At 66.6% G+C, this 25,340-nt stretch carries 27 protein-coding genes, 1 tRNA gene and 2 pseudogenes; 11 read left to right on the plus strand and 19 right to left on the minus strand.

Annotation, left to right across the window (positions count from 1 at the left end; all coding sequences use genetic code 11):
• Window positions 1–28: 28 nt before the first annotated feature.
• Window positions 29–772: pseudogene (gene yaaA / locus C6A82_RS19045) on the plus strand (peroxide stress protein YaaA).
• 4 nt (window positions 773–776) lie between these two features.
• Here the strand turns inward: yaaA and C6A82_RS19050 are convergent.
• The gene (locus tag C6A82_RS19050) at window positions 777–2,042 is read right to left on the minus strand and encodes an amidohydrolase family protein (protein WP_105349399.1); all 1,266 of its coding nucleotides are present in this window, start codon (window positions 2,040–2,042) and stop codon (window positions 777–779) included.
• Window positions 2,043–2,066: 24 nt separating this feature from the next.
• On the opposite strand from C6A82_RS19050, the gene C6A82_RS19055 reads away from it, so the two are divergent.
• Window positions 2,067–2,933 carry a helix-turn-helix transcriptional regulator gene (locus C6A82_RS19055; protein WP_105349398.1) on the plus strand — a complete coding sequence of 289 codons (867 nt, stop codon included), beginning with the start codon at window positions 2,067–2,069 and terminating at the stop codon, window positions 2,931–2,933.
• 3 nt (window positions 2,934–2,936) lie between these two features.
• Here C6A82_RS19055 and C6A82_RS19060 read toward each other — a convergent pair whose 3' ends face one another.
• A complete protein-coding gene (locus tag C6A82_RS19060; RefSeq protein WP_255419283.1) occupies window positions 2,937–3,560 on the minus strand; it encodes a TetR/AcrR family transcriptional regulator in 624 nt (207 codons plus the stop codon).
• Between the two features lie 132 nt (window positions 3,561–3,692).
• Between C6A82_RS19060 and C6A82_RS19065 the strand changes: the two genes are divergently transcribed.
• From C6A82_RS19065 to C6A82_RS19075, 3 genes are all read left to right on the plus strand, one after another.
• Window positions 3,693–3,962 carry a WhiB family transcriptional regulator gene (locus C6A82_RS19065; protein WP_142406069.1) on the plus strand — a complete coding sequence of 90 codons (270 nt, stop codon included), beginning with the start codon at window positions 3,693–3,695 and terminating at the stop codon, window positions 3,960–3,962.
• 112 nt (window positions 3,963–4,074) lie between these two features.
• Window positions 4,075–4,308, plus strand: a complete 234-nt coding sequence (locus C6A82_RS19070) for a hypothetical protein (RefSeq protein ID WP_105349397.1) — start codon at window positions 4,075–4,077, stop codon at window positions 4,306–4,308.
• A gap of 3 nt (window positions 4,309–4,311) precedes the next feature.
• Window positions 4,312–4,635 (plus strand): putative quinol monooxygenase, encoded by a 324-nt coding sequence (locus tag C6A82_RS19075; RefSeq protein WP_105349396.1) that lies wholly within the window; start codon window positions 4,312–4,314, stop codon window positions 4,633–4,635.
• Here the strand turns inward: C6A82_RS19075 and C6A82_RS19080 are convergent.
• From C6A82_RS19080 to C6A82_RS19095, 4 genes are all read right to left on the minus strand, one after another.
• On the minus strand, window positions 4,632–6,059 hold the full coding sequence (locus C6A82_RS19080) for a wax ester/triacylglycerol synthase family O-acyltransferase (protein WP_105349428.1): 1,428 nt from the start codon (window positions 6,057–6,059) through the stop codon (window positions 4,632–4,634). The two genes, C6A82_RS19075 and C6A82_RS19080, sit on opposite strands and share 4 nt — an antisense overlap.
• Before the next feature lie 10 nt (window positions 6,060–6,069).
• Complete coding sequence (locus C6A82_RS19085) at window positions 6,070–7,293, minus strand: alpha/beta hydrolase (protein WP_105349395.1); 1,224 nt, start codon at window positions 7,291–7,293, stop codon at window positions 6,070–6,072.
• Window positions 7,294–7,375: 82 nt separating this feature from the next.
• The gene (locus C6A82_RS19090) at window positions 7,376–7,600 is read right to left on the minus strand and encodes a hypothetical protein (RefSeq protein ID WP_105349394.1); all 225 of its coding nucleotides are present in this window, start codon (window positions 7,598–7,600) and stop codon (window positions 7,376–7,378) included.
• A 132-nt stretch (window positions 7,601–7,732) separates the two neighbouring features.
• Window positions 7,733–7,814 (minus strand) — tRNA-Leu (locus C6A82_RS19095).
• Between the two features lie 36 nt (window positions 7,815–7,850).
• Between C6A82_RS19095 and C6A82_RS19100 the strand changes: the two genes are divergently transcribed.
• The 3 genes and pseudogenes from C6A82_RS19100 to C6A82_RS19110 all read left to right on the plus strand — a co-directional run.
• Window positions 7,851–8,213, plus strand: coding sequence for a hypothetical protein (locus C6A82_RS19100; RefSeq protein ID WP_105349427.1), 363 nt, complete (start codon window positions 7,851–7,853; stop codon window positions 8,211–8,213).
• Between the two features lie 65 nt (window positions 8,214–8,278).
• A complete protein-coding gene (locus tag C6A82_RS19105; RefSeq protein WP_105349426.1) occupies window positions 8,279–8,548 on the plus strand; it encodes a DUF3817 domain-containing protein in 270 nt (89 codons plus the stop codon).
• Between the two features lie 95 nt (window positions 8,549–8,643).
• Window positions 8,644–9,654, plus strand: a pseudogene (locus tag C6A82_RS19110) (acyltransferase family protein); the annotation flags it as partial.
• Window positions 9,655–9,668: 14 nt separating this feature from the next.
• On the opposite strand, the gene rdgB reads toward C6A82_RS19110, so the two are convergent.
• The 11 genes from rdgB to clpS all read right to left on the minus strand — a co-directional run bounded on the left by rdgB (window position 9,669) and on the right by clpS (window position 17,062).
• Window positions 9,669–10,268, minus strand: coding sequence for an RdgB/HAM1 family non-canonical purine NTP pyrophosphatase (gene rdgB / locus C6A82_RS19115; RefSeq protein ID WP_105349393.1), 600 nt, complete (start codon window positions 10,266–10,268; stop codon window positions 9,669–9,671).
• The gene (gene rph / locus C6A82_RS19120) at window positions 10,265–11,047 is read right to left on the minus strand and encodes a ribonuclease PH (protein ID WP_105349392.1); all 783 of its coding nucleotides are present in this window, start codon (window positions 11,045–11,047) and stop codon (window positions 10,265–10,267) included. Before rph ends, rdgB begins: the two co-directional genes overlap by 4 nt.
• A 28-nt stretch (window positions 11,048–11,075) precedes the next feature.
• Window positions 11,076–11,849, minus strand: a complete 774-nt coding sequence (locus tag C6A82_RS19125; protein WP_105349391.1) for a cyclic nucleotide-degrading phosphodiesterase — start codon at window positions 11,847–11,849, stop codon at window positions 11,076–11,078.
• Between the two features lie 61 nt (window positions 11,850–11,910).
• Window positions 11,911–12,732, minus strand: coding sequence for a glutamate racemase (gene murI / locus C6A82_RS19130; RefSeq protein WP_105349390.1), 822 nt, complete (start codon window positions 12,730–12,732; stop codon window positions 11,911–11,913).
• Window positions 12,729–13,412, minus strand: coding sequence for a rhomboid family intramembrane serine protease (locus C6A82_RS19135; RefSeq protein WP_105349389.1), 684 nt, complete (start codon window positions 13,410–13,412; stop codon window positions 12,729–12,731). The genes murI and C6A82_RS19135 overlap by 4 nt, the downstream gene beginning before the upstream one ends.
• The gene (locus C6A82_RS19140; RefSeq protein WP_105349388.1) at window positions 13,403–14,374 is read right to left on the minus strand and encodes a cysteine synthase; all 972 of its coding nucleotides are present in this window, start codon (window positions 14,372–14,374) and stop codon (window positions 13,403–13,405) included. The genes C6A82_RS19135 and C6A82_RS19140 overlap by 10 nt, the downstream gene beginning before the upstream one ends.
• 2 nt (window positions 14,375–14,376) lie before the next feature.
• A complete protein-coding gene (locus C6A82_RS19145) occupies window positions 14,377–14,649 on the minus strand; it encodes a MoaD/ThiS family protein (RefSeq protein ID WP_105349387.1) in 273 nt (90 codons plus the stop codon).
• Window positions 14,646–15,077: a Mov34/MPN/PAD-1 family protein gene (locus C6A82_RS19150; RefSeq protein WP_105349386.1), complete on the minus strand. Its 432-nt coding sequence runs from the start codon at window positions 15,075–15,077 to the stop codon at window positions 14,646–14,648. The genes C6A82_RS19145 and C6A82_RS19150 overlap by 4 nt, the downstream gene beginning before the upstream one ends.
• A gap of 19 nt (window positions 15,078–15,096) precedes the next feature.
• Window positions 15,097–16,128, minus strand: coding sequence for a P1 family peptidase (locus C6A82_RS19155; RefSeq protein ID WP_105349385.1), 1,032 nt, complete (start codon window positions 16,126–16,128; stop codon window positions 15,097–15,099).
• 28 nt (window positions 16,129–16,156) lie between these two features.
• On the minus strand, window positions 16,157–16,738 hold the full coding sequence (locus C6A82_RS19160; protein ID WP_105349384.1) for a DUF2017 domain-containing protein: 582 nt from the start codon (window positions 16,736–16,738) through the stop codon (window positions 16,157–16,159).
• A 21-nt stretch (window positions 16,739–16,759) separates the two neighbouring features.
• A complete protein-coding gene (clpS, locus tag C6A82_RS19165; RefSeq protein ID WP_105349383.1) occupies window positions 16,760–17,062 on the minus strand; it encodes an ATP-dependent Clp protease adapter ClpS in 303 nt (100 codons plus the stop codon).
• Between the two features lie 53 nt (window positions 17,063–17,115).
• Here clpS and C6A82_RS19170 point away from each other — a divergent pair, with 53 nt between their 5' ends.
• The 3 genes from C6A82_RS19170 to C6A82_RS19180 are packed head-to-tail and all read left to right on the plus strand — an operon-like array spanning window position 17,116 to window position 21,886.
• Complete coding sequence (locus C6A82_RS19170; RefSeq protein ID WP_105349382.1) at window positions 17,116–18,420, plus strand: nicotinate phosphoribosyltransferase; 1,305 nt, start codon at window positions 17,116–17,118, stop codon at window positions 18,418–18,420.
• Entirely contained in the window at window positions 18,417–20,423 is a 2,007-nt protein-coding gene (locus C6A82_RS19175) for an ATP-dependent DNA helicase (protein ID WP_105349425.1), read from the plus strand. Before C6A82_RS19170 ends, C6A82_RS19175 begins: the two co-directional genes overlap by 4 nt.
• Window positions 20,424–20,425: 2 nt before the next feature.
• A complete protein-coding gene (locus C6A82_RS19180) occupies window positions 20,426–21,886 on the plus strand; it encodes a neutral zinc metallopeptidase (protein WP_105349424.1) in 1,461 nt (486 codons plus the stop codon).
• Here C6A82_RS19180 and C6A82_RS19185 read toward each other — a convergent pair whose 3' ends face one another.
• Together C6A82_RS19185 and glgP are read right to left on the minus strand one after the other, a co-directional pair.
• A complete protein-coding gene (locus tag C6A82_RS19185; RefSeq protein ID WP_199193993.1) occupies window positions 21,887–22,609 on the minus strand; it encodes an MspA family porin in 723 nt (240 codons plus the stop codon). It lies immediately after the preceding gene.
• Window positions 22,610–22,668: 59 nt separating this feature from the next.
• Window positions 22,669–25,290, minus strand: coding sequence for an alpha-glucan family phosphorylase (gene glgP, locus C6A82_RS19190; protein ID WP_105349422.1), 2,622 nt, complete (start codon window positions 25,288–25,290; stop codon window positions 22,669–22,671).
• Window positions 25,291–25,340: the final 50 nt, after the last annotated feature.

Consider the following 25,340-nt stretch of genomic DNA (forward strand, 5'->3'; position numbering starts at 1 on the left):
CGGGCGGTTACCGCTAGCCTTTTCGCTCGTGATCGTGTTGCTGCCGCCGTCGGAGACCAAGCGAGCCGGAGGCGAGGGGCCGCCGCTGAGGCTTGACACTCTGAGTTTCGCCGAGCTGAATCCGGTCCGCGCCGCGCTCGTCGACTAATTGGTCGCCCTGGCCGGCGATCCCCCGGCATGCAGGCGCGCGCTCGGGATCTCGGCGTCGCAGGATCACGAGATCGAGCGCAACACGGCCCTCAACGACGCGCCGACGCTGCCGGCGATCAACCGGTATACGGGAGTGCTGTACGACGCGCTCGACGTCGAATCTCTCACTTACACAGCATATTCTCGTGCCCGCGCGCGACTGGCGGTGGGATCGGCACTGTTCGGGCTGCTGCGCGCCGACGACCCCATCCCCGCCTACCGACTTTCGGCGTCGTCGAAGCTGCCAGGCAGGGGAACGCTCGCCGCGCGCTGGCGCCCCGGCCTCGAGGCGGTGCTGGCCGATATCGCCGAGGAACTCGTCGTAGATCTGCGGTCGGGTTCCTACGCGGCTTTGGGCAGGCTGCCCGCCGCGGTGGACGTGGACGTCGTCTCCGAGAACGCCGACGGTGAGCGCACAGTGGTCAGCCACTTCAACAAGGCGCACAAGGGCAGGCTCGCGCGGGCGCTCGTCACCAGCAGGGCTGAACCCGACAGCGCGGCGAAGGTCGCAGCGGTCGCTCGCAAAGCGGGCATGCGGGTCGAGCGCGACGGCAACGCGCTGACCGTCGTCATCGACGCCTAGCCGATCACGTGGTGTTGGCGAGCTGCTTCTGCGCGTAAAGCCGCGCCCACTCCTTGCGGGGCCGGATCGAGACGTCGACGTCGGCAGCCTTGGCGCGCAGCGCGCCCGTCGTCGCCTGCTCCTTCGGGGTCAGCTTGAACGGATCCCAACCGAAGAACCGGCACGAGTTCTGCCAGGTGATCTTGTTGATGTCGGTGTCGTCGGCACCCGCGGCGGTCAACTCGGCCAGCACCTGTTCGGGCGCATCGGGCCAGAAGCAGTCGGAGTGCGGATAGTCGCACTCCCACGCGATGATGTCGATGCCGATCTCATGGCGCAGCTTCAACGACGTCTTGTCGGTGACATAGCAGGCCAGCGAGTGCTCGCGGAACACGTCGCTCGGCAGCTTGTCGCCGAAGTCTCGCCGCAACCACTTCTGGTTCGTGTAATGCCGGTCGCTGCGGTCGAGGTAGAACGGAATCCAGCCGATGCCCCCCTCGGAGAACGCGAACTTCAGATCCGGATAGTTGCGCATCGCCGGTCCCCACAGCAGATCCTGTGCGCACATCGCCGACACCTGGGTGGCGAGGATGATCAGGTTGTCGATCGGTGCGTTGGGCGCCATGCTGATCGCCCCGAAGCCGGTGCCGATGTGCAGGCACATCACCACGTTCTCCTCGGACAGGGTACGAAACACCGGTCCCCAGTATTCGTCGTCGTGATAGCTGGGAAGGCCTTCCAGGTGAGGCAGTTCCGGCATCGTGACGGCACGGCAGCCCTTGGCGGCGACGCGGCGGATCTCGGTGCACATCGCCTCGGGGTTCCATGTCGGCAGCACCGCGATCGGGATGAATCGGTCGGGGTAGCTGCCCGCCCACTCGTCGATGTGCCAGTCGTTGTAGGCCGACACCATCACCAGCGTGACGTCCTCGCGGTGCATGTTGAGATGACGCGCGGAGAATCCGGTGAACGTCGGGAAGCACATCGACGCGAGGATGCCGTTGCGGTTCATGTCGCGGACACGCTCGTGGACGTCGTAGACGCCCGGCCGCATCTCGGCGAAGCCGGCGGGGTCGCGGCCCCACTCCTCTGCCGGCCATGACACCACGGCGTTGAGGCCGCTGACGCCCTGTGGCCTGCCCTGATACATCCACTGGTCGACGCCCTTGTCGTCGGTAACGACGATCGGCGCCTCTGCTTTGTACTTGGCAGGCACATGGTTGAGGAACATGTCGGGCGGTTCGACGACGTGGTCGTCGATGCTCACCAGGATCAGGTCATCGGTCCGCATAACCTAGTAGTACCGTCTACGGGCATGACCGGCTCTGCGCTTTCGGACAGAGATTTGCCCGGAACGGCCAACAGCGATCTGGGCACCGTAACGGCCAACCGCCCCGGACGGGTCATCGAGCTGCGTCGCGGGGGGCGGGCGCTCGGCGGAAGCTACCTGTATCAGGGCGAAGGCCTGATCACCGGCTGGCATTCGCACGAAGTGCACCAGATCGAGTACGCGATCGGCGGTGTCGTCGAGGTCGAGACCGCCTCGGCGCACTACCTCCTGCCACCCCAGCAGGCGGCCTGGATCCCCGCCGGGCTCGAACACCAGGCGACGATGTCTCCCGATGTGCGGACCATCGCGGTGATGTTCGACGGTCAGATGATCCCGACCGGCCGCGACCGCGCCCGAATACTCGCGGTCTCGCCGCTCATCCGCGAGATGATGATCTATGCGCTGCGCTGGCCGATCGATCGCCCACACGGTGACGACATCTCCGACGCCTTCTTCCGGACCCTTGCCGACCTGGTGACCGAGGCGCTGGACCATGAAGCGCCGCTGAGCCTTCCGACGTCCGAGCATCCCATCGTCGCCGCGGCGATGAACTACACCAAGAAGCACCTGCAGTCGGCGACAGCGGATCAGGTGAGCCGCGCGGTCGCGGTGTCCGAACGCACTCTCCGCCGCCTCTTCCACGATCAACTCGGGCTCTCATGGCGCACCTACCTGCTGCACGCCCGCATGCTGCGCGCGATGGCACTCCTGGCCTCACCAGGGCAGGCGGTGCAGGAGACGTCGACTGCGGTCGGTTTCGACAGCCTGAGCTCGTTCACCCGCGCGTTCACCCAGTTCAGCGGTGAGACGCCGTCGACATACCGGAAACGGATTGTCGGCGAGCGGGTTTGACGACTACTCGGGGCGACGGAACAACCCTTCGCGCAGCAGCATGGTGACCGAAGCATGCCACCGTTGCAATTGAGCGGGACTGGTCAGCGGCTCGGGCAGATTGCGTTCGATGTGGCCGCGCAGGATGAAAGTGCCGAGAGCCAGCACGAGTGAGTTGACCGCAGCCCACGTCAGATCGAGATCTGGTCGGGTCTCGCCGCGTTCGCCGCGTTGATTCCAGCGAGCGGTGCCGGAATTCAGCAGGGCGTCGAAGATCGTGTAGCCGACTGGTCGGCCGTCGATCAACGCACGTCCGACATAGTCGACGATGTCCGGCAGCTCGGAGATCATCCGGGTCACTCGATCGCCGATTTCGGCGACAGAGTCCGATGTGCTGGCCGGTATCTCCTGTGTGATCTGGGTTATCACCACGGTGAGGACGTAGTCGTCCACCGCCTTGATCAAACCCTCTTTCGTGGCGAAATGGTGTTGCACCAAACCAAGTGACACACCGGCTGCCGACGCAACCGCGCGCAGGGATGTGTTGGTGAAGCCATGTGTCGCGAAGCTCTTCATCGCCGCATTGCGGATTCGTTCTGCGGGAGAGGTACCCGGGCGGACGCGCTGGGCGTCCGGAAGCACGGTCACGGTCCCTCATTCTCGGTGGTCACAGGCCCAACAGTAGACAATACAACCGTATGGTGTCTACAGTACGGTCATATTGCAACCGCAATACACCCGTATTGTGGGCCACAGCCCGAGGGGAAGGCGAAGAAGTCCATGCACCCCATGCTTTTGGAAGACGAGTCGACGTTCGCCTGCACGAGCGACCCCGACCGTTGGACGACAATCGCCGACGACGGCGCCAAAGCGCTCTGCCGTGCGTGCCCGCGCCGATGGGCATGCGCTCGGGAGGCTTGCAAGACGCCAGGAGCCGAGGGCCTCTGGGCAGGCATCTTCGTGCCCGAGGCCGGCCGCGGCCGCCGCCACGCCCTCAAGCAGCTACGCGAGTTGGCTGAACAGCATGGATTTCCTGTGCACGACAAGTGACGAGCCGGGTGCAGTGACAGCGAACCTGCCTCTGGACTGTTAGGTTTCGATGCCGCCGATACGGGGCAAATCAGTGCCGTCCCGATCGTTGGTCATTAGCTAGGAGATCGTCATGGGTGAGCGCCCTGCATCCGCCGACGCGCCCGTGTCCGAGGCACTTGCCACCACCGGACTGTTCTTGAACCTGGCCTCGGTTATCGCAATCGCGGTATGCCTCGCGAGTTGGGGTGCGTCGGATGCCGTGTGGCCGGCCGCCGCAGGCGTCGCGGCGCTGTTGACGTTCGCAGCCAGTCTCGTGTGCTTCAGCAAGCAGGCCGAGGACCGCGAGGTTCAGCAGATCGCCTGACCGATGATCTTCATCGTCGTCAAGTTCAAGCCGAAGCCCGAATACATCGAGAGCTTCCTGGACAGGGTGGCCGGGTTCACCGCAGCCACCCGTAACGAGGCGGGCAATCTGTTCTTCGACTGGTCACGCAGCGTCGAGGATCCCTCGGAATACGTTCTCGTGGAGGGCTTCCGCGACGGCGACGCCGGCAACCAGCACGTCACGAGCGAGCACTTCGAGAATTTCGTCGCCGAGGCGCCCGCGCTCCTGACGTCGACGCCTCTCATCATCAGTCATGAGATCGACGCGAACGGTTGGGGCGAGATGGGTGAGATAACGGTCGACTAGCCGGACGACGGCGCCGCGAGTTCCATGGCGGTGGGCACCGAAGTCAGAGTGGGCGAAAAGCCTGCGGCCCGGCGGATCTCACCGAATGAGCGGACCAGTGCGTCGGTGACTTCATGGGGATCGCGCACGGTTCGGTCGTCGGCGAGCACAGAGATGTTGAACTGGTCGACATAGCTCCACACGGTGATGTTGAGTCCACAGCCGGCTGTCAGCGGTCCGACCGAATACAGCTCGTTGAGCACGATGTCGCCGAACCGCCCGCGTTCGCGCGGTCCAGGCACGTTCGAGACAGGCACGTTGAACACCCGCAGCTTTGCCTCTCGCCGCGCGGATCTGGCGAACACCGCAGGTGCCAGCGCCGGCGGCAGGAACTCCATCCACCTCGCGGAGAACTCCGGGCCGAGCAGACGGTAATTCTCCTTGGCCACGTCGGCTGCGAGTCTCGTCAGCCGCGTGCGCTCGAGGGTATCGTCCACCTGAACCGGCAGCGTCACCACCATGCCGCCGAGTTCGTTGCCTGCGTAGCGATCCGGAGACAGGTCCAGGCTCGACGGCACGGAGGCGACGATCGGTTCGTCCGCGTGTCCGTCGTAGCGCAACAGCAGCTCCCGAAGCGCGCCCGCCGCCACCGCGAGAACGAGTGTGTTGATGGTGATGCCGAGTGCCTTGCCGGCCTCCTTCACGTCGGCCAGCGACAGGGTCGCGCTGGCGTACTCCCGCTGAGGAGAAACCACGTGGTTCATGAAGGTATCGGGCGCGTTCAAGCCGCTGGTGATCGATGGATGTCGATTGCGGCTCAGGGACCTTCGAATCACTCTCGTCATGCCAGTTGCGGTATAGCCGATGAGGGCCGGCAGTCGGCCGATCTGTCCGATGTGGTCACGCGCCGCCGCACCGATCAACTCACGCGGCGTCGGCATCGGATCCGGGCTTGCTACCGGCACAGACTCGCCGGGCGCGTATGCCATCGCCCGTGCCATGAGGTTCGCCGACGCGACGCCGTCGGCGAGCGAATGATGCACCTTCCCCACGACGGCGATGCGATTGTCTTGCAGCCCTTCGACGAAGTGGAATTCCCATAGCGGGCGGTTGCGGTCCAGCGCCGTGCTGGCGATGTCGCCGATCACCCCGGCGAGGCTGCGCCTGCCGCCGTCCCCTGGCACCTGCCTGCGTCGCAGGTGGTAGTCCAGCTCGACATCACAATTCTCCAGCCACATCGGATGGTGGAGTTTTCGGGAGATGTCGATCATCCGGTAGCGCAGCGGATCCATCAGCGGAAGGCGTTGCCGCACCAGTTCACGGAAGGTGTCGAAGGCCAGGCCGGACGGCCCGCCGTCGATGACGGCGATCTTCATGGTGTGCGTGTGCACCTCAGGCGTCTCGCTGTACAAGAGCATGGCGTCGTAGCCGCTCAGGCGCTTCACAACGATCAGCTCACGAGACAGCGGCAAGCGTGCGACGTCGATGAATCTCGTTGAGGAACAGACCGATCGAGGTGCAGGCGGGGCCCGTACAGCTCCCGTCGATGAGATCGAAGCCGTGCTGAGCTCCCGGCAGCTCGAGGTATCCGACCGTCTCTCGTGAGGTGGCGCGGAGTTGGTCGACGAACGTTCTCGCCTGTGCCACTGGGATGACGAAGTCTGAGCTTCCGTGGACGACGAAGAACGGTGGTGCGCCGTCGGTCGTGCGCGCGATCGGAGACGCATCGAGGTAGATGTCTTGGTGGCGTTCGTAGCTGCGTTGAACCACGATGTTCTCGAGGAAGTCGACGAACCCGTCACGCTCGGGAGTGGACCGATCGTGCCAGTCGTAGCGCCCGTAGATCGAGACGGCGGCGTTCACCGTCGTGTTCGAACCGGTCTCCAATTCGCCCTCGAAGCAGGAGTCGCCCGGGGTCAACGCGGCCAGAGATGCCAGATGGCCGCCGGCCGAGCACCCCGCGATGGTGACGAAGTCGCGGTCACCGCCGTAGCGGTCGACGTTGGCGCGGGCCCAGGCGATCGCGGCCTTGACGTCCATCACGTGTCGAGGCCAGCGGTTCCGAGGCGATACCCGATAGTCGATCGCCAGACACACCCACCCCGCAGCAGCGAGATGGGACATCAGCGCCGAACCCTGGAAGGTGCGACTGCCGTGCACCCATGCGCCACCGGGAACGAAGATCACAACGGGCGCGGGGGCTTTCGGAAGTTCGGGCAGGCGCCACACATCCAGCAGGTGACCGTCGTGCGGGCCATAGCGCACGGCGGTCTTGTGCACATAGCGGCGTCGCTGCTCGACCATGCGAAACGCGGGCGCCAAGCGCTGCGGCAACGGCCACGAAACACCGTCGAGGTCGCCGATGATGCCCTTCAGAGAAGCACTGCAGACCTCCGCGAGGAGGGGCACCGGCGCCGGCGGTTCGTCGACCGTCGGTTCTTCGGCGGTCGCCGGTTGTTCCCGCTGCTGCCGGATCTCGCCGACCGCGCGCGGCACCATGCGCGACCCCCACGCTCCGATGGCGGCCATGGTGACCAGTGGTCCGAGTCGACTACCGATCAACGGCAAGGCCGTGAGCGATTCGGCCAACGCGATCGCCGACTGCACCGGCCTGCCACGAGCAAGCAGCTTTGCCGCCGAACACGGTGTCGACGCTGGTTTGTCGCCTTGGGGCGTCATTGCGCGAATGTACCGCCGCGAAGCTCCGATGCCGGTCACATTTCGCGTGGGAGGGAGAACTTTGCTTGCGCCGGCCGCGGTGCTAGAAGGGCCGGCAGTCCATGATCGTCGGATCCCACCAGCCCGTGGGGAGACAGTCCTTCATCGGAGCACCGGTGGGACGGCACACGTTGGCGATGGGATCCCACCATTCTGTGCCCAGGGCACAGTCCGCGTGGCTGACGGCGGGCGAGATCACAGTGACGAACGCCAGCGGCGCCAAGCCGGCCGCGGCGACGGACGCGATGCGACGAACGAAAGTTTTCATGCGTTTGATCTTGCCCGGAGTGGGCCTTCTCAAACGCCGGAGAAAGGTCGGCGGTGGCACACCGAGTTCTGCGACAGGGCTGTCACGTGAGGCCGTTCACGACCGTGATGCAGATTTCGCCGGTATGTCGCGTGCGCGAGGGGGGACTCGAACCCCCACGTCCGAAGACACGGGCACCTAAAGCCCGGGCGTCTGCCAATTTCGCCACTCGCGCGTGAGCCCATCAACACTAGCGCGGTACCGTTGGATGGTGTCCACTACACGGCGTAGGAGACCGGCACTCATCGTGCTGGTCGTCATCGCCGCCGCAGGTTGCCTGGCTCTGGCCTGGTGGCAGTGGACCCGCTTCGAGTCCGCGTCCGGCACCTTCCAGAACCTCGGCTACGCGCTGCAATGGCCTGCGTTCGCCGGCTTCTGCGTCTACGGCTACTACAAGTTCGTCCGCCTCGAAGACGCCCCTTCCGAGCCGGTTCACCGTGATGCGACCACCGAGCTCCCTGCGGGCCTGCTGCCCGATCGACCCAAGCCCGTGAGACCTACCGACGACGACCCCGCGCTGCGGGAGTACAACGCCTACCTTGCCGACCTGGCCGAGAAAGACAAGGAATTGTGACCGACACACCCGCCCCGACCGTCCCCGTCGAGAACCTCCGCAAGGCGCTGCTCGGCTATCGCGTGATGGCCTGGACCACCGGTTTGTGGCTCATCCTGCTCTGCTACGAGATGGTCGCGAAGTACGTCTACAACGTCGAGGGCCTGAACTGGATCGCGGTCGTCCACGGCTGGGTCTATTTCGTCTACCTGCTCTTCACCGCCAACCTCGCGGTCAAGGTGCGCTGGCCGATCGCCAAGACCATCGGCGTGCTGCTGGCAGGCACCATCCCGCTGGTCGGCATCATCGTCGAGCATTTCCAGACCAGAGACATCAAGGCCAAGTACGGGATCTAGCTACACTCGACGCAGTGTCAGCCAGCCTGCAGGCGTGCGGCCACCGCGCGCAGCAGCGCAGCGCCCCGCGAACTCATGTCCCCGCGCTCACCGGCATGCGAGCCGTTGCGGCGCTTCTCGTGGTCGCCACACATGCCGCCTTCGCCACCGGTGAACTAACCAACGGCTACCTCGGCGCGATCTACGCACGCTTCGACATCGGCGTCGCCATGTTCTTCGCGCTCTCGGGCTTCCTGCTGTTCCGACCGTGGGCGGCTGCGGCGGCCACCGCCTCCCCGTCACCCTCGCTCGGCCGCTATGCCCGGCATCGGCTGCGCCGGATCATGCCCGCCTATTCGGTGGTCGTGTTGGCGACCTTCGCCGTGTTCACCGTCTTCGCCCCCGGCCCCAACCCCGGCCAGACGTGGCACGGGTTGCTTCGTTATCTCACGCTGACCCAGATCTACACCGACGACTACCTTTTCACCTACCTGCACCCAGGGCTGTCGCAGATGTGGAGCCTGGCAGTCGAGATCGCTTTCTACGCCGCCCTCCCCGCTCTGGCCTATCTGCTGTTGCGGCAACGCCCCAACAGACCCGCCGCGGTGCTGACCAGGTTGGCCGCTTTGACGGCCGTCACCCCTGCCTGGCTGGTCGTCGCCAACACCACCGAGCTGCTACCGAACTCGGCCGGCATATGGTTGCCCGCTCATCTCGCCTGCTTCACCGGCGGCATGGCGTCGGCCGTGCTCGCTGTTCGGGGTGTGCGGTGGAATTCCCGCGCGACACTGCCTTTGGCCGTCGCCCTGTTCCTAACCGTCGCCACGCCGATCGGCGGTGTCATCGTCGGCACGGATCCGACCTGGGTTCCCATCACCAAGTCGCTTTTCTACGCCGCGATCTCGACACTTGTGGTCGGCACGGTCGTGGTCGGCTCCCGCGGGATCTATACCCGGATACTCGGCAGCCGACCGATGGTGTGGCTCGGCGAGATCTCCTATGAGATCTTCCTCGTGCACGTGGTCGTGATGGCTGTCGTGATGAATGTGGTGCTGCGGTGGCCGCTGTTCACCGGATCACTCGCCGGTCTCTACGCCGCGACGCTCGCGGCGACGATCCCGTTGGCTTACCTGCTGCATCACTACACGAGGTCGCGCAGCGCGGGCACCAACAGCGACAGCGCCCGACCGCGATGTGACGCCGCATCCTTCTCCTCCGGCGTCAACTCCGCGGCCGTCCGGGTCGACCCGTCTGGAATGAACACCGGGTCATAGCCGAATCCGCTGTCGCCCCGGGGTTCTCGTCCGATGCTGCCCCGCCAGGTGCCGCGCACGACCATCTCCCCTGACGAAGACACCAGCGCACACGCCGAGACGAACGCGCCTCCGCGCCGCTCGTCGGGCACATCGCGAATCTGCGCCAGCAGCAGCGCGGTGTTCGCGGCGTCGTCCCCGTGTACTCCGGCCCACCGCGCTGACAACACACCGGGCATGCCGTTGAGCGCGTCGACCTCCAACCCGGAATCGTCGGCGACGCTCGCCAGCCCAGTCGCCCGAAATGTGTCGCGCGCCTTCGCCAAGGCATTCTCTTCGAACGTCGCACCGGTTTCGGGCGCCTCGTCGAAGGGGGCGACATCATCGAGCGACAACAATGTCAGTCCTGAGACCCCCGCGGCATCGAGCACGCGCCGCAACTCCGCGAGCTTCTTGGCGTTGCGACTCGCCACCAACAGCTGGGTCAGCTTCCGAACGCCTTCTTCGCGGGGGTATCGGACTCGGGAAGTTCGCCCGGATACGGCTTCTCAAGCGCCTCCCGCTGAATCGCGAACAACTGCTCGCACGCGGCGAGCGCCGCGTCGAGCAGCTTGTCCAACGTCGAGCGCGGGAACGTGGCGCCTTCGCCCGTCCCTTGGATCTCGACGAGCGTGCCGGTGTCGGTGGCGACGACGTTCATGTCCACCTCGGCGCGGGAGTCCTCGGTGTAGGGCAGGTCGGTGCGGACGCGTCCGTCCACCACACCGACGCTCACCGCGGCGATCGCGCACGACAGCGGCCGCGGGTCGGCGAGCTTGCCACCCGCCGCCAACCACGTCACTGCGTCGGCCAGCGCCACATACGCACCGGTGATGGCGGCCGTCCGGGTTCCGCCGTCGGCCTGGAGCACATCGCAGTCGATGGCAATGGTGTTCTCGCCGAGCGCCGCCAGGTCGATGCACGCGCGCAGCGACCGTCCGATCAAGCGGCTGATCTCCTGAGTGCGACCCCCGACGCGACCCTTGACAGATTCACGGTCGGACCGATCGTGGGTGGCCGCGGGCAGCATCGCGTACTCCGCAGTCAGCCAGCCCTGTCCCGAGCCCTTGCGCCAGCGCGGCACGCCTTCGGTGACGCTCGCCGTGCACATGACCCGCGTCTGACCGAACTCCACGAGTACCGATCCGGCCGGGTGAGAGGTGAAGCCGCGGGTGATGACCACCGGACGCAGCTCGTCGTCGAGCCGGCCGTCTTCTCGTCTGGACACGGGCCAACCCTAGCCGGTGCCCCTGTCATCAATGCCGACTGACAGGGAAGGACTCTCCGCACACCACCGCGTGCACGGGCCCGTCGAACTCGGCTTTCGCCTCGCTGATCACGTCCTCACGCGACGTCCACGGCGGAATGTGGGTCAGCAACAGCTCGGCGACACCCGCGCGCGCCGCGGCCTGACCGGCCTCCGCGCCGGACAGGTGAAGGTTCGGCGGCCGCGACGGATCATGCGTCCAGGACGCCTCGCACAGGAAAACGTCGGCACCGCGCGCCAGGTCCACGAGCGCGTCGCACGCACCGGTGTCGCCGCTGTAGACGAACGTCGCGCCCGACGGATCGGTGATCCGCATCCCGTAGGACTCCGTCGGGTGACACACCAGCCGCGGCTCGACGGTCAAGGAACCGATCTGCACGGCCTGCCTGTCGACCCAGTGCCGGATGTCGAAAATATCGCTGAAATCGTCGATCTCGGCCCCTTCGGGTGACGACGCCGCACCGAGGCGCGCCCACGTCTTCTTGGGGCCGAACATGAGGCCGCGCTCCGGCGCAGGCGACGGGTGGTAGCGACGCCACACGAACAGGCCGGGCAGATCGAGGCAGTGGTCGGCGTGGAGGTGCGACAGCAACACGTGAACCGAGTTGGGGTCCGCGTGGCGCTGCAGCGCGCCCAGTACGCCGCCGCCGAAATCGATGACCAACGGAGGAGCGTCAGGAGAAGTCAACAGATACCCGGACGCTGGCGAATCAGGCCCGACAACACTGCCGGAGCAACCGAGTACGGTGATTCGCACGCCCACTAGCTTGCCATGCCCACTATCCCGATGACGAAAACATGACCGCTTTAGTGACGGAACGTCATCATTGCGCTTCGCCGTGACGCTGAACAGGTCGAACACCGTCGAGAGTCGGACCAAGGAATCGGGCCGCCAGAGTGGTGAAGGCCTCAGGGTCACCGGTCGCCTCGAACTGTCGTTGCGACCGCGGCGCGTCATGCGGGCGAAGTAAATCGAGTTCGGTCAGCACACGCAGCAAGTCCTTCGCCGTCTCCTCGGCGCTCGACACCAAAGTGACCGCCTCGCCCATCGCCAGTTGGATGAGTCCCGACAACATCGGATAGTGAGTGCAGCCCAGAACCAACGTGTCGACGTCGGCGCGCTGCAGCGGTTCGAGGTAGCCCTCCGCAAGGCCTAGAACCTGTCTCCCGCTGGTGACGCCGCGCTCGACGAAGTCGACGAACCGCGGGCACGCCACGCCCGTCACCTCGATGTCGCGGGCGGCGGCGAACGCGTCTTGATACGCGCCCGATGCGATCGTCGCCTGCGTGCCGATCACCCCGATGCGGCCGTTGCGCGTCGTCGCCACCGCGCGGCGCGCCGCGGGCAGGATCACCTCGACGACGGGCACCGGCGCGTACCGCTCGCGGGCATCCCGCAGGCATGCCGACGATGCGCTGTTGCAGGCGATCACCAGCGCCTTGACGCCACGCTCCACCAGATCATCACCGATGGACAACGCATGGGCCCGGATCTGCGGAATGGTCAGCGGGCCGTAGGGTCCGTTGCCGGTGTCCCCGACATAGATGATGTCCTCGTCGGGCAGTTGGTCGATGATCGCGCGCGCGACGGTCAGCCCGCCGACGCCGGAATCGAAGATCCCGACCGGCGACAATGCCGACGTCACGTTCCGTAGCTCGGCAACTGCGTGCCGCGCTTGCGGGCTTCGCGGGCCTTCCGCTCAGGCCCTGACAGCAGGTACGCGGCGATCACCCCGGCGATCGCGCCGCACAGATGGCCCTGCCACGAAACTCCCGGGGTGCCTGGCAGCACGCCGAGCAGGACGCCGCCGTAGACGAACAAGACGACGACGCCGACGACGATCTCCCACACCTTACGGGTGAAGAAACCGAACACGATCAAGAAAGCCAGCCAGCCGAAGATCAGACCGGAGGCGCCGATGTGGTTGGCCTCGCAGCGGGCGCCGACATAGGGGCAGTGCATCCCGATGTTGCCGATCAGCCAGGTGCCAAGGCCGCCAAGGATCCACACGATGGCCGTCGCGAAGATGAAGCGGGACATGCCCGCAAGCGTCATCAAGAACCCGAGGATCAACGCCGGAATGGTGTTGGCGATCAAGTGGTCCCAGTTCGAATGCAGCAGCGGTGCGAAAACGATGCCCATCAAGCCGTCGGTCTCCAGCGGCCGGATCCCGTTCTGGTCGAGGCGATGGTCGGACAGCGAGTCGAACAATTCGATGACGTAGAGCAGCGCGATGAAGCTGACGATCGAGACACCGCCGACCACCCATGCAGGCCGTTTCTTGGGCGTCGCAGGCGGGGTGTAGCCGGGTCCTGTCAAGCCCATAATTGCCCTTCCAAAGCGTCTTCCGCTTCGTCAAGGCTACCGGCGTACGCGCCGGTCGACAGATACTTCCATCCGGCGTCGGCGACGACGAACGCGATGTCGGCGCGCTCGCCCGCCTTGACCGCCTTGGCCGCCATACCGAGCGCGGCATGCAGCACGGCACCGGTCGAGATGCCCGCGAAGATGCCCTCGATCTGAACGAGTTCGCGGGTGCGCTTGACCGCGTCGAACGACCCGACCGAGTACCTCGTCGTCAGGACGTGCGGGTCATACAGCTCGGGGATGAAGCCCTCGTCGATGTTGCGCAACGCGTAGACGCCCTCGCCGTAGCGGGGCTCGGCGGCGACGATCGTGACATCGGGAACGTGCTCGCGCAGATAGCGACCGGTGCCCATCAGAGTTCCGGTGGTGCCCAACCCCGCGACGAAGTGGGTGATCTCGGGCAGGTCGGCCAGCAACTCGGGACCCGTGCCTTCATAGTGCGAGTCGGTGTTGGCTGGGTTGCCGTACTGGTAGAGCATCACCCAGTCGGGGTTCTTCGCGGCCAGGTCCTTGGCATGCGCCACAGCCGTGTTCGACCCGCCCTCGGCGGGCGAGAAGATGATGCGCGCGCCGTACAACTCGAGCAACTGGCGACGCTCGATCGACGTGTTCTCCGGCATTACGCAGATCATCTTGTAGCCCTTGAGCAATGCGGCCATTGCCAGCGAGATACCGGTGTTGCCGCTCGTCGGCTCGAGGATCGTGGCACCCGGTTCGAGCAACCCGTCGCGCTCGGCGGCCTCGATCATCCGGAGCGCGGGGCGGTCCTTGATGGAGCCCGTCGGGTTGCGGTCCTCGAGTTTGGCCCACAGGCGCACATGCGGCTCGCCGTCGACGTCGTCCCAGCGCGGCGACAGCCGGCGCAGACCGACCAGCGGTGTGTTGCCGAGCGCCTCGAGCAGCGAGTCGTACCTCGTCAAAGTCAGCCGCCTGCGACGGCGGGCAAGATCGTGACCGAGTCGCCGTCTGAGATTGCCGTGTCGAGACCACCGGAGAACCGCACATCCTCGTCGTTGACGTAGATGTTGACGAAGCGGTGCAGCTTGTCACCGTCGACGATGCGCTCGCTGATCCCCGAGTAGTTGGACTCCAGATCGCTGATCACCGCCTGCAGGGTGTCACCGGATGCGGTGACGCGCTTCTCCCCGCCCGTGTGGGTGCGCAGGATGGTAGGGACGGAAACTGTGACTGTCATGTCAGCGGGCCTTTCTCATACTGCTCGACGATCTTGACGGGTTCCTCGGTGACGACGCCGTCGACGATGCGGTAGCTGCGCAGCTCGTGCTCGTCAGGGTCGCGCGTGGACACCAGGACATAGTGCGAATCGGGCTCCGAGGCGTAGGAGATGTCGGTGCGGCTCGGGTAGGCCTCGGTCGCGGTGTGCGAGTGATAGATGACAATCGGAGCGTCTCCTGCCTCTTCTAATGCTCGCCACACCTTGAGCTGCTCCATCGAATCAAAGCGGTAGAAGGTCGGCGACCTTTCGGCGTTCAGCATCGCGACGTGGCGTTCCGGGCGGTCGGACCCTTCCAGGCCCGCGAGCACCCCGCACGCCTCGTCGGGATGGTCGGCGCGGGCGTGCGCGACCATGGCGTCGACGAGGTCGGCGCGTATCTCCAGCACAGCCGCTCTCCCTTCTTTCTCAAGCCGGCCCTGCGAACGCTCCGGGCAACATGTCCCGGTACGTCGGTATTCCGGCCACCGACTCTGCCGCAAGGACGCCGACGAGCACCGCTCGGGCCAGCACATCCGCCGCGGCGGCCCCGACAGCGGTGATCAACGGCAGCTCCGGACTCATCGAAGCGGGCGTCTTGGGATCCGGAGGGACCTCGACGGCGCCCGTGGCCAGCGCGAACACCGTGTCGCCATCGAGCGGTGTGTGGCACGGCCGGATCGTGCGGGCAAGCCCGTCGTGGGCGGCGACCGCGACCCGGCGGCATCCGGCCGAGCTCATCGCGGCGTCGGTCGCGATCACCGCAATGGTGGTGTTGAGGGGGCTGAGCTCGGTGTGCCGCCCGGCGTGGGCGGCGATCTGGTCCGCAGGTGGCGCCATCAGACCGAACTCGGCGATCTGGTCGGCCTGCCACGGCAGCCCGGTCCTCGGGTCGACCGCGTCACCCGCAGCGTTGACCACCACGAGCGCCCCGACGGTGACGCCGATGTCGGTGAGGGTGATCGACGCGGTGCCGACGCCGCCCTTGAGCACGCCGACACGCGCGCCGACGCCTGCACCGACGGTGCCGACGGCGACCTCTTCAGATCCGCTCTCCGCTGCGGCGTAACCGAACTCCGCGGTCGGTCTGCAGTCCCAGCCGCCGACCGGCAGGTCGAAGACCACCGCGGCGGGCACGATCGGTACGACTCCCCCGTCCATCGCGACTCCGCGGCCCTGTTCCTCCAGCCACGCCATCACACCGTCGGCAGCCGCGAGGCCGTATGCGCTGCCGCCGGTGACGACCACCGCGTCGACGTGGCGGACCGAGTTGATGGGGTCGAGCAGATCGGTCTCGCGTGTGCCGGGCGCACCGCCGCGGCCGTCCACGGCGCCGATGGTGCCCGGCGGCGTCAAGACCACCGTGGTTCCGCTGGCCCAGCCGGCGCCCAAGGTCACGTCGGGGTCGATTCGGTGGTGTTGGCCGACGCGGATACCGCCGACATCGGTGATAGCGCTCATCGTCCTCTGTTCTTCGCGCAAGCGCTCATCACCGCTTGTCCATGAGCCCGAGAACCAGATACTCCTGCAGAACCGTCAGCCACTGATAGACGTCGAAATGGCCCGCCATCGGATGGTCGGGCGACACCCGGTCGGGGCCCTCCGGGCCGATGTCGAGCATCGTCCCCAGTGCGAGGCGAACGTCGTTGACCGCGGCCGCCCACGCGTGCGCGTCGGCCTCGGTCAGCTCGAACCGGCCGCCGCCGTTGGGCACCGTATCCAACACCCGTTGAGCGGCATCGCGTTTGGCGGCGATGATCTCGGGCTCGTGCAGGCTGCGCAGCGCGCTGTTCAAGCTCTCCGCGGTGCCCGACCCGGCGGGGTGGTCGTGCTGCGGCCGGAAGAAGTCTGGCAGCAGTCGCTTCATCGTCTCGTCCTCTGGCGGACGCGAGTTGCCGGTCTTCAAGCCGGTGATCTGTTCGAGTTCATCTGCGGGCGAGGATGATTCGCGCTCCTCGAGCATGGACACCATCGACGTCACCAGGCTTTCGAGCAGGGCCGCCTCATGCGAGGCCAGCGAAGAACGAAAGCGCGGGCCGTCAGAGGTGTCGACCCGTTTCCACTTGCGCACTATTGCGTCCCGGCTCCGTACTCAGCGGTCGTGTTGCATCGTCGCCCACAGCCCTGCCGCATGCAGCTTCGAGACGTCGACTTCCATCGACTCGCGGCTGCCCGCCGACACCACCGCCTTGCCTTCGTTGTGCACCTGCAGCATCAGCTTGGTGGCGTGCGGCTCGCTGTAGCCGAACAACTTCTGGAAGACGTAGGTCACGTAGGTCATCAGGTTGACGGGATCATCCCAGACGACAGTCACCCACGGGGACTCGGTGTCGGAGGCCGTGTCGGTGTGCTGTTCCTCGCGAGTTCCCGGGCGGGTCTTCGCCGGAGTGACCATGTGCCCAGAATAGCCGGGGCCTAAGTGGGCCGGAGAACGGTTACGGTTGACCGGTGACAGCGGCTCTGCTGACTGACAAATACGAGCTGACCATGCTCGCGGCGGCGCTGCGGGACGGGACGGCCCACCGGCGCACCACCTTCGAGTTGTTCGCCCGCCGGCTGCCCGAGGGCAGACGCTACGGCGTCGTCGCGGGCACCGCCCGGTTCGTGGAGGCGTTGGCGGACTTCACGTTCGATGACACCGCGCTGGAGTCGGTTTCGGACTTCCTCGACGGTGAGACGCTGGCCTATTTGGCCGACTACCGGTTCCGCGGCGACGTGGACGGATACGCCGAGGGCGAGCTGTACTTTCCCGGCTCCCCCGTGCTGGCGGTACACGGAACGTTCGGCGAATGTGTGGTGCTGGAGACGCTGGCGCTCTCGATGTTCAATCACGACACGGCGATCGCTTCGGCCGCGGCGCGGATGGTCAGCGCCGCTGAGGGTCGCAGCCTCATCGAGATGGGCTCGCGGCGCACCCACGAGCAGGCCGCCGTCGCCGCAGCACGGGCCGCCTACCTCGCCGGTTTCGCCGGTTCGTCCAACCTCGAGGCGCAGCGCCGATACGGCGTGCCCGCGATGGGCACCAGCGCGCACGCGTTTACGCTTGTGCACACCAGCGCGAACGGCCCCGACGAGAAGGCGGCGTTTCGGGCACAGGTCGATGCGCTCGGAGTCGGCACCACCCTGCTCGTCGACACCTACGACATCACCCAGGGCGTCGTGAACGCCGTCGAGGCCGCAGGGCCGGAACTGGGCGCGGTCCGCATCGACTCCGGCGACCTCGGTGTGCTGGCCCGGCAGGTACGGGCACAGCTCGACGGACTCGGTGCGACGAAGACCCGGATCGTGGTTTCGGGTGATCTGGACGAGTTCGCGATCGCCGGGCTGCGCGCCGAACCCGTCGACATCTACGGCGTCGGCACGTCGGTGGTGACCGGCTCGGGCGCGCCCACCGCGAGCATGGTCTACAAGCTGGTCGAGGTCGACGACATGCCGGTGGAGAAGCGCAGCCTGCACAAGGAGTCGCACGGCGGCCGGAAGAAGGCCACCCGGTTGGCGAAAGCGTCGGGGACGATCGTCGAGGAGGTTGTTCACCCCGCCGCACGGGCCGCCCCGCAGTCCGACCTCGTCGCACGGGATCTCACGGTCTGCTTCGTCGAGGAGGGCGAGCCGGTAGCCGATCTGCGGCTGAACGCGGCGCGCGACAGGGTGGCGGCCGGGCTGCACAGCCTGCCGTGGGACGGCTTGAAACTGTCGCGCGGCGAACCCGCTGTCCCGACCCGGATGGTGCCGCCCGCAGGCCAGAGCGCATAGGAGGAGCCACGCCAACCGCAGCTCCCGTCACCGAACTGCTTGCCACCGCGGTCGCCGCGCTCGGCGGCAGTGAGCGCAGCGGCCAAGTCCAGATGGCCGAGGCGGTGGCCCGCGCCTTCGACACCGGCGAGCATCTTGCCGTGCAGGCAGGAACCGGTACTGGCAAGTCACTGGCCTACTTGGTTCCTGCCATCGCGCGGGCGGTCGCCACCGAAGAGCCCGTTGTGGTGTCGACGGCGACCATCGCGCTGCAGCGTCAACTCGTCGACCGCGACCTTCCCGCACTCGCCGACTCGCTGGTCGGCGCCCTGCCAAGGAGGCCGAAGTTCGCCTTACTCAAGGGTCGCGGAAATTACGTGTGCCTGAACAAGATTCACAACGGGTCGGCAGCCGAGCCGGATGATGTTCCGCAGGAGGAACTGTTCGACGCGGCGGCCACGACCGCGCTCGGACGCGACGTCCAGCGTCTCGTCAAATGGTCATCGAGCACCGAAACCGGCGACCGGGACGAGCTGACCCCCGGCGTCGGAGACCGGTCGTGGTCGCAGGTCAGCGTCTCGGCCAGGGAGTGCATCGGCGCCTCGCGGTGCCCGTTCGGAACCGACTGCTTCGCGGAGAAAGCCCGCGACACGGCCGGCCACGCCGATGTCGTCGTCACCAACCATGCGCTGTTGGCCATCGACGCCATCTCCGATGCCGCCGTGCTTCCCGAGCACCGCCTGCTCGTGGTCGACGAGGCCCATGAACTGGCCGACCGGGTCACCGGTGTGGCCACCGCCGAATTGTCCAACGCCGTGCTTAGCGCCGCCCTCCGCCGCGCCGCGCGGCTCGTGGAACCAGAACTGGCACAGCGGCTGGACGCCGCGACGGCGACATTCGTCTCCGCGATCCACGACGGCACGCCCGGGCGCATCGACCGCCTCGACGACGACATGACGACGTATCTGACCGCGCTGCGGGACGCCGCGAGCAGGGCACGTTCGGCGATCGACACCTCGCCGTCGGACCCCAGGGCCGCATCGGCGCGTGCCGAGGCGGTGACGGCGCTGTCGGACATCAGCGATACCGCGACGCGCATCGTGGCGTCGTTCGTGCCCAAGATCCCGAACCGCGACGATGTGGTGTGGCTGGACCATGAGGAGAACCGCGGAAGTGTCCGCGCCGTGCTGCGGGTCGCGCCGCTGTCAGTGGCGGGCCTGCTGCGCGGCAGGCTGTTCGACCAGACCACTGCGGTGCTGACGTCGGCGACCTTGACGGTCGGCGGTTCGTTCGACGCGATGGGCGCGGCATGGGGCTTGACGGCCGGAGAGCAGAAGCCGGCGTGGCGGGGCATCGACGTCGGCTCCCCTTTCGAACACGCCAAGTCCGGAATCCTCTATGTCGCAGCGCATCTGCCTCCGCCGGGACGCGACGGCACCGGCTCCGCGGAACAACTCGACGAGATCGAGTCGCTGATCGGTGCCGCGGGCGGTCGCACGCTGGGGCTGTTCTCCTCGATGCGGGCCGCGCGGGCCGCCGCCGAGGTCATGCGCGAGCGACTGTCAATTCCGGTGCTGTGTCAGGGCGACGACACCACGTCTGCGCTGGTCAGGCTATTCGCCGACGATCCGTCGACGTCGTTGTTCGGGACGCTGTCGCTGTGGCAGGGCGTCGACGTGCCGGGGCCATCCCTGTCGCTGGTGCTGATCGACCGCATCCCGTTCCCCCGACCCGACGACCCGCTGCTGTCAGCACGCCAGCGGGCGGTCGCCGCCAGGGGCGGCAACGGGTTCATGGAAGTCGCGGCCAGCCACGCCGCTCTGCTGCTCGCCCAGGGTGCGGGCAGGCTGTTGCGGCGCACCGACGACCGAGGGGTGGTCGCGGTGCTGGATTCGCGGATGGCCACCGCACGCTACTCCGGTTTTCTGCGGGCATCCCTGCCGCCGTTCTGGGCCACCACGGACACCGCCCGGGTCCGACAAGCGCTGGAACGGCTCCGCACGGCCAACGCCGCACTATCGTGACGCTGGTGAGCCGACGCACTGCCGCCGCGGCGCTCGCCGTCTGCGTCGCATTCCTCGTAGCGTCCTGCTCGACGACTGTGACGGGCACCGCCGTCTCGGTTTTCGACGACCCGTTCAACGTGGCTGGGATGCCCGCTGTGGACGGGCCGACCGGCCTGCGGCCGGGCGCCAAGGACTCCACGCGCGACGTCGAGAACGGCGACGGCGGTGAAATCGACGCACTCGCCGCCTCCTCGGTCAGCGACATCGAAGACTTCTGGAATAACGCCTACCCCGAGACATTCGATGAGAGCTTCACCCCCGTCAAGGAACTGATCTCCTGGGATTCTGGCGAATTCGAACGCCAGAAGTTCTGCGGGCAGGACACCGTGGGGCTGGAGAATGCGGGCTACTGCTTTCTCGACCACACCATCGGGTGGGACCGCGGCGAACTACTACCGCAATTGAAGGACAACTTCAGCGATATCGCCGTCACCAATGTGCTTGCCCACGAGTACGGCCACGCGATACAGCACCAGGCCGGGCTGAAGAAGCAGGGTACCGACAAGCTCGTCGCTGAGCAGCAAGCGGACTGCTTCGCCGGCTCCTACATGCGCTGGGTGGCAGAAGGCAACTCCGATCGCTTCACGTTGAGCACCGGAGACGGCCTCAACAGCCTTCTGGCGGCGGTGATCTCGTTTCGGGACCCTCTGCTCAGCGAGGACGAGGCCGATTTCGATCCGGGCGCCAACGTGCACGGCTCGGCGTTCGAGCGGGTCAGCGCCTTCCAGTTCGGGTTCACCGATGGGACTGCGTCGTGCGCGGCGATCGACGACAAGGAGATCGAGCAGCGGCGCGGCGATCTTCCTGTCGCGCTGCAGCAGGGCCAAAGCGGCGATTGGCCGGTCAGCGAGGAGTCGGTAAAGGCGATCGTCGAAGCCCTCGGCACACTGTTCTCGCCCGCGGACCCGCCGAAGCTGCGCCTCGACGCCGAAGGCGCGCAGGATTGCCCGGACGCGCGCCCCAGCCCGCCGGTCTCCTACTGTCCGGCGACCAACACGATCGCCGTCGACATGGTCGAACTGGAGAAGGTCGGCACGCCGTCAGGTCAAGAGGAGACCGACAAATACGGCATCGTGTCAGGGGACAACACGGCGTACTCGATCCTCGTCTCGCGATACATGCTGGCGCTGCAGCACGAGCGCGGCGGCCTCTCCCTGGACACCGCGGAGGCCGCTCTGCGCACCGCATGCCTTACCGGGGTCGCGACCACCAAGATGACCGAGGCGGTGACCACATCGGGCGACAATACGGTGGCGCTGAGCGCAGGCGATCTCGACGAGGCGGTATCCGGCCTGCTCACCAACGGGCTCGCAGCCGGTGACGTCAACGGAGAGACGGTGCCGTCCGGGTTCTCCCGGATGGACGCGTTCCGCAACGGCGTGCTCGGCGACGAGGACCGCTGCTTCAAGCGCTTCCCTTGATCAGACCTTCTTGGTCACCCCGTAGTAACCGATGATCGCGTCGGACACCTTGGTCGACCGGGTCAAAAACGCGTAGGAGCGAATGAAGGACTCACCGACGCAGCCGTCGATCTTGACGCGGAATCCGGTGATCTGCACCCAGGGCTCGGCGCCCTGGAAATCCTTCTTCGTGACCGGGATGACGTTGATGATGCCCGGCTTGAGCGCGACGGCCAGGCTGCCGCTGATGGGTGCGATTCCCGTCGGAATGCCCGTTATCGCGGCGGTGCCGAGACCCCCGAGACCCAGGCCCGGTGAGAAGCCGAGGCTGCCGCTCATCACCACGCCGTTCGATGTGCTCATGTCGATGCCGCAGCCGATCTGATAACCGACCTCGAATGTGCCTTCGGGGGGCTCGGCCTCGTCCGGCCCCTCCATCTTCGCGTTGAACACCCCGCCAACCTCGTACTCACGAGTCGAGATCGCGGTGGTCAGCGGCTGGATCACCCGCTGCGTCTCGTCCTTGGCCGAGACCGTCAACGTCCAGCCGTCGGGCGACTTCGTCGTGGCGGGCGGCGACGACTCGACCAGGTCGACGGGTCCCTCTGGCGGGACGCCTTGCGGGGCAGGCGCCGTCTCCGCGGCCTCGACCACGGGTTCGACCTCCGGATCGGCCGACGCCGACGGGGCCATCAGGGCGGACGCCACCGCGCAGGTGGCCAGCAACGTGACGCAACGGAACATCAACGGAACTTACAACGGCGGGGGATCCCGACGAGCCCGAGTTCGCCGAAAAGTCCGATCTAGGCGAAGGTGACCAGGCCGAGCTCGGTGTCGGACACCAGCAGCGGATGGTGCGGCAGCACGCGCACCGTGTAGCCGACCGGCCCGGCGACCGGCAGCGGCGTCGTCGTCGCGAACGTCTCGGTGCCGCCCTCACCGGTCCCGGTGTGCACCATCGCCACGGTGACCGGGTTCACCAGTGCGTCGGCGGTGTCCACGCGACCGAGCACCGCCTGCACGGATACCTCGTCCGGACGCAGCCCGGCGAGCTGCACACTCGCCGAGAGCGTCAGTTCCGAGCCGAGCAGCGGCGTGTCCGGCAGCCCCGTGCTGTCGACGTCGGTGACCTGGATCTTCGGCCACGCCTCGTGGGCGCGCTGGCGATAAGCGGCCAAATCTCCCGCGGCGCCGAACGGTACGTCGCCTTCCTCACGCGGCTCGACGGTTCTGCGGAGTGACTGCGCGGCCGGCGCGTAGTACCTCTCCGTGTAGTCGCGCACCATTCGCGACGCCAGCACCTTGGGTCCGAGCACCTCGAGGGTGTGCCGGACCATCTCGACCCAGCGCACCGGCACGCCGCGCTCGTCGCGGTCATAGAACTTCGGCGCCACCGACCGCTCGACCAGGCTGTACAGCGCCGCGGCCTCCAAGTCGTCGCGGCGGCCGTCGTCGGCCAGCCCGTCGGCAGTCGGTATCTCCCAACCGTTTTCGCCGTCGTACCACTCGTCCCACCATCCGTCGCGGATTGACAGGTTTAGGCCGCCGTTAAGCGCGCTTTTCATTCCGGAGGTGCCGCACGCCTCCAGTGGCCGCAGCGGGTTGTTCAACCAGACATCGCAGCCGTAGTAGAGCGGGCGCGCCATCGACATGTCATAGTCCGGCAGGAAGGCGATGCGGTGACGCACCTCGGGCCGATCAGCGAAGCGCACAACCTGCTGGATCAGCGCCTTGCCGCCCTCGTCCGCCGGATGCGACTTGCCCGCCACGATGAGCTGAATGGGCTGTTTCTCGTCGAGCAGCAACTTCTCCAGCCGATCCGGATCGCGCAGCATCAGCGTCAGCCGCTTGTAGGTCGGAACCCGGCGCGCGAACCCAACCGTCAGCACGTTGGGATCGAAAGCCGTTGCGATCCAACCTAGTTCGGCGTCCGAAGCGCCACGCTCGTGCCAGGATCGGCGCAGCCGCGCCCGGACATCGTCGACCAACGCCTCGCGCAGCTGCGACCGGATCCACCAGAGATGTCCCGGGTCCACCTGCTGGAGCCGCTCCCACAGCGCCGGCTCCCACACCGCAGGCGCATTCGGCAGGTCTCCACCCGACAACTCCCTGCCCAGCTCGAGCCATTGCGGCGCCGCCCAGGTCGGCGCGTGCACCCCGTTGGTGATCGAACCGATCGGCACCTCCACCGGGTCGAAGCCCGGCCACAGCTCGTTGAACATCTCGCGGCTGACGCGGCCGTGCAACAGCGACACACCGTTGGCGCGCTGCGCAAGCCGTAGGCCCATATGCGCCATGTTGAATTTCGAGGGATCGTCCTCGGCTCCGAACGCAATGACCCGGTCAAGCGGGACACCTGGCAGCAATCGGGAGCTGCCGCCCGACGGACTTCCCTCTCCGCTGCCGAAATAGCGCTTCACCATCTCCACCGGGAAGCGGTCGATACCGGCGGCGACCGGGGTGTGCGTGGTGAAAACCGTCGACGACCGCACAACGGTCAGCGCGGTGTCGAAGTCAAGCCCGGACTCGATCAACTCGCGGATCCGCTCGACGCCGAGGAAACCCGCATGGCCCTCGTTCATGTGGAACACCTCGGGCGTGGGCAGGCCTTCGATCTCGGTGAACGCGCGAATTGCCCGCACTCCGCCGACGCCGGCAAGGATCTCCTGCTTGATTCGATGCTCCTGATCGCCGCCGTACAGCCGGTCGGTAACGCCGCGAAGCTCGTGCTCGTTCTCGGGAATGTCGGAATCCAGAAGCAGCAACGGAATTCGGCCCACTTGGGCAACCCAGACGCGAGCCCTCAGCTGCGCCGTATCCGGCATCGCCAGCTCGACGAGCGCAGGATCACCCTGGTGGGTGGTCAGCAAGCGAAACGGCAGACCCTGGGGGTCGAGCGACGGATAGTTCTCCCGCTGCCAACCGTCAGCGGTCAGCGACTGACGGAAATAACCGGACCGGTAATACAGGCCCACCGCGATCAGCGGCAGCCCGAGGTCCGACGCCGACTTGAGATGGTCGCCCGCAAGGATCCCAAGGCCACCGGAATAGTTCGGCAGCACCTCGGCGACACCGAACTCCATAGAGAAATAGGCGATGCCGTTGGGCATCTGGGCACCCTCTGCGGCGCGTTCCTGGTACCACAGCGGGCGGGCCAGGTAGTCGTCGAGCTGACCGACGATGTGATCCAGCCTGCCGACGAACGATTCGTCGGCGGCGAGTTCGTCCAGCCGCTTGGGCGAGACCTGGCCGAGCAGCGCCACTGGATCGCACCCGACCTGCTTCCACAACTCAGGATCGATGGATTTGAACAGTTCCTGAGTCGGCTTGTCCCATGACCAGCGCAGGTTGACCGAGAGCGCTTCCACCGCGACCAGTCGCTCGGGAAGATGCGCGCGGACGGTGAACCGACGGAGGGCTTTCACGCGACCCAACCTTACTGATGATCGGCGAGGCTGCAGTGCCGTCGACGCGA

The organism is Mycobacterium sp. ITM-2016-00318, assembly GCF_002968285.2.
In the GTDB taxonomy this organism is placed as follows: Bacteria; Actinomycetota; Actinomycetes; order Mycobacteriales; family Mycobacteriaceae; genus Mycobacterium.

Coding starts and splice junctions, on each gene's coding strand:
- C6A82_RS19050 (WP_105349399.1), bottom strand. CDS start 2,042: ATGCGGACCGATGACCTGATCCTGGTGAGCATCGACGACCACGTCGTC.
- C6A82_RS19055 (WP_105349398.1), top strand. CDS start 2,067: ATGACCGGCTCTGCGCTTTCGGACAGAGATTTGCCCGGAACGGCCAAC.
- C6A82_RS19065 (WP_142406069.1), top strand. CDS start 3,693: ATGCACCCCATGCTTTTGGAAGACGAGTCGACGTTCGCCTGCACGAGC.
- C6A82_RS19070 (WP_105349397.1), top strand. CDS start 4,075: ATGGGTGAGCGCCCTGCATCCGCCGACGCGCCCGTGTCCGAGGCACTT.
- C6A82_RS19075 (WP_105349396.1), top strand. CDS start 4,312: ATGATCTTCATCGTCGTCAAGTTCAAGCCGAAGCCCGAATACATCGAG.
- C6A82_RS19085 (WP_105349395.1), bottom strand. CDS start 7,293: ATGACGCCCCAAGGCGACAAACCAGCGTCGACACCGTGTTCGGCGGCA.
- C6A82_RS19090 (WP_105349394.1), bottom strand. CDS start 7,600: ATGAAAACTTTCGTTCGTCGCATCGCGTCCGTCGCCGCGGCCGGCTTG.
- C6A82_RS19105 (WP_105349426.1), top strand. CDS start 8,279: ATGGCCTGGACCACCGGTTTGTGGCTCATCCTGCTCTGCTACGAGATG.
- C6A82_RS19135 (WP_105349389.1), bottom strand. CDS start 13,412: ATGGGCTTGACAGGACCCGGCTACACCCCGCCTGCGACGCCCAAGAAA.
- C6A82_RS19145 (WP_105349387.1), bottom strand. CDS start 14,649: ATGACAGTCACAGTTTCCGTCCCTACCATCCTGCGCACCCACACGGGC.
- C6A82_RS19155 (WP_105349385.1), bottom strand. CDS start 16,128: ATGAGCGCTATCACCGATGTCGGCGGTATCCGCGTCGGCCAACACCAC.
- clpS (WP_105349383.1), bottom strand. CDS start 17,062: ATGGTCACTCCGGCGAAGACCCGCCCGGGAACTCGCGAGGAACAGCAC.
- C6A82_RS19185 (WP_199193993.1), bottom strand. CDS start 22,609: ATGTTCCGTTGCGTCACGTTGCTGGCCACCTGCGCGGTGGCGTCCGCC.